At 59.8% G+C, this 2,295-nt stretch carries 3 protein-coding genes; all 3 read left to right on the forward strand.

Annotated elements, in window-relative coordinates; genetic code table 11:
• The first annotated feature begins 162 nt into the window (after nucleotides 1-162).
• The 3 genes from WCA53_RS28215 (at nucleotide 163) to WCA53_RS28225 (ending at nucleotide 2,120) form a co-directional block, all read left to right on the forward strand.
• Nucleotides 163-744 carry a peptidylprolyl isomerase gene (locus WCA53_RS28215; RefSeq protein ID WP_423918717.1) on the forward strand — a complete coding sequence of 194 codons (582 nt, stop codon included), beginning with the start codon at nucleotides 163-165 and terminating at the stop codon, nucleotides 742-744.
• A gap of 87 nt (nucleotides 745-831) precedes the next feature.
• Nucleotides 832-1,329 carry a peptidylprolyl isomerase gene (locus WCA53_RS28220; RefSeq protein ID WP_423918720.1) on the forward strand — a complete coding sequence of 166 codons (498 nt, stop codon included), beginning with the start codon at nucleotides 832-834 and terminating at the stop codon, nucleotides 1,327-1,329.
• Nucleotides 1,326-2,120 (forward strand): UDP-2,3-diacylglucosamine diphosphatase, encoded by a 795-nt coding sequence (locus WCA53_RS28225; protein WP_423918723.1) that lies wholly within the window; start codon nucleotides 1,326-1,328, stop codon nucleotides 2,118-2,120. Before WCA53_RS28220 ends, WCA53_RS28225 begins: the two co-directional genes overlap by 4 nt.
• Nucleotides 2,121-2,295 lie beyond the last annotated feature (175 nt).

Genomic DNA, 2,295 nt, shown 5'->3' on the forward strand with positions numbered 1-2,295 from the left:
TCCCCGGACCGAGTGTGCCGGCCAACAGCACGCCTTATGCTGCCCCGGCCACCCCAGCCACGGCGCCGTGACGAAGCAGGTTCGAACACGTCACGTTCGAACCTCTATCCAACGCGCCGCTTGTGCGCTTTACGTTGCAGATCCAACCAGAGGAAATCTCACATGAAACGTTTGTTGCTGGCACTCGGCAGCGCTGCACTCATCGCCCAGGCACCCGCGTTTGCTCAATCGGCTCAGACAGCCGCGCATCCGACCGTCCTGCTCAAGACCTCCGATGGCGACATCAAGGTCGAGTTGTATCCCGAGAAAGCGCCTAAGAGCGTCGCCAATTTCCTCGACTACGTGAAGTCCGGCCAATACAACGGCACGATTTTTCATCGCGTGATTCCGGGCTTCATGATCCAGGGCGGCGGTTATTCAGCGAACGGCGCTGAGAAGCCGACGCGCGCGCCGATCCCGCTAGAGAGCAAGAACGGGTTGAAGAACACGGTGGGCACGCTCGCCATGGCGCGCACGAGCGATCCGGATTCGGCGACGTCACAGTTTTTCATTAATACTGTCGATAATGCCGCGCTCGATTACCCCAACGGCGACGGCAACGGTTACGCGGTGTTTGGCAAGGTCGTGGTCGGCCTGGACGTCGTGAAGAAGATCGAAGCCACGCCTACCACCACGCGCGGCGGGATGAGCGACGTGCCACAACAGCCGATCCTGATCCAGTCGGCCACCGTGGTCGCCCAGTAAGCCTGGCCCGGATAAGCCGGCAACAGGCATGCGCCGTGCGCTTAAGCGTCATGGCCCCGTACTCTTAGATAAGGAAAGGAACCCATCATGGTCGAACTGCATACGAATCACGGCATCATCAAGCTGGAACTGAATGCCGAAAAAGCACCGAAATCGGTTGAAAATTTCCTGAACTACGTAAAGAAAGGCCACTACGACAACACGGTGTTTCATCGCGTGATCGACGGTTTCATGATCCAGGGCGGCGGTTTCGAGCCAGGCATGAAGCAAAAGCCGACCGATGACCCGATCGACAACGAAGCGAACAACGGTTTGAAGAACGAGCACGGCTCGGTCGCGATGGCGCGCACCAATGACCCGCACTCGGCGACGGCGCAGTTCTTCATCAATGTGGGTGACAACGAGTTCCTGAACCATTCGTCGCCGACGCCGCAAGGCTGGGGTTATGCCGTGTTCGGCAAGGTAGTCGATGGCCTCGACATCGTCGAGAAGATCCGCAAGGTGAAGACGGGATCGAAGGGCTTTCATCAGGACGTGCCGGTGGACGACGTCGTGATCGAGAAGGCAGTCGTCGTCGAGGAATGATCGACGGCACGCACAGCGTGGAAACAGCGGACGCCATGCGTCCGCTGTTTTTCATTTCCGACCTCCATTTGAACGACACCATTCCGCGCACCGTCGCAGCGTTCGAGCATTTCATCGAAGTCACGGCAAACGGGGCGGACTCGGTATTCATCCTTGGCGACCTGTTCGAATTCTGGGTCGGCGACGACGTGCTGAAGCCCTCCGTAGCCGGTCCGCGTGCAGCGTTTGTAAGACGCATGACCGCGCTGATGCATACGCTATCCGAACGGGGCATAGCGTTGTACATCATGCACGGGAATCGGGATTTCCTGCTCGGCAAGGGGTTCATGCGGGCAGCCGGCGCGTTGCCGCTTCCCGATCCTTTCGTGATTACCGCGTTCGGCACGCGCATTGTGGTTGCGCACGGCGATGCGCTTTGCACAGCCGACCCTGCCTATCAACGGTTTCGACGGTTCGCGCGCAATAGCGTCGCGCAGCGGGCTTTCCTGAGCTTGCCGCTGACGATGAGATTGTCGATTGCGGAGCGCATGCGCTCGAACAGCGAGGCAGGAAGAATGCGTCCGGCCGAGGCGAAATACGACGTCACGCGCGAAGCCGTGGCGCAACTGTTCAAGCGTACCGATACCCATACGATGATCCACGGCCACACGCATCTACCCGCCCGTCACAGGGAAACCGATGGCGTGCGCTGGGTCATGCCTGACTGGGAACTGGATCACGGCGAACCACGCGGCGGCTATCTGCGCGTGGACGCCGAGGGCATTCGAGCGTTGCCGCTAGAACTCGAATAGAGGTCGATCAAGCCGGTGATGCAGCCCGTTCATCGACGTGCGGTTTCGCCTTTCATCACCGCGGAAAGGCGCTTCAAGTCGATGAACGCGGCGCTATCTGCGCAGCTCATTGCGTCGATGCGCGTCCCGAGTTTTTCGAGCGCCGCGATGATCTCGTCCACGCGCTGGGTTTGTG

The organism is Caballeronia sp. (genome assembly GCF_049581465.1).
In the GTDB taxonomy this organism is placed as follows: domain Bacteria; phylum Pseudomonadota; class Gammaproteobacteria; order Burkholderiales; family Burkholderiaceae; genus Caballeronia.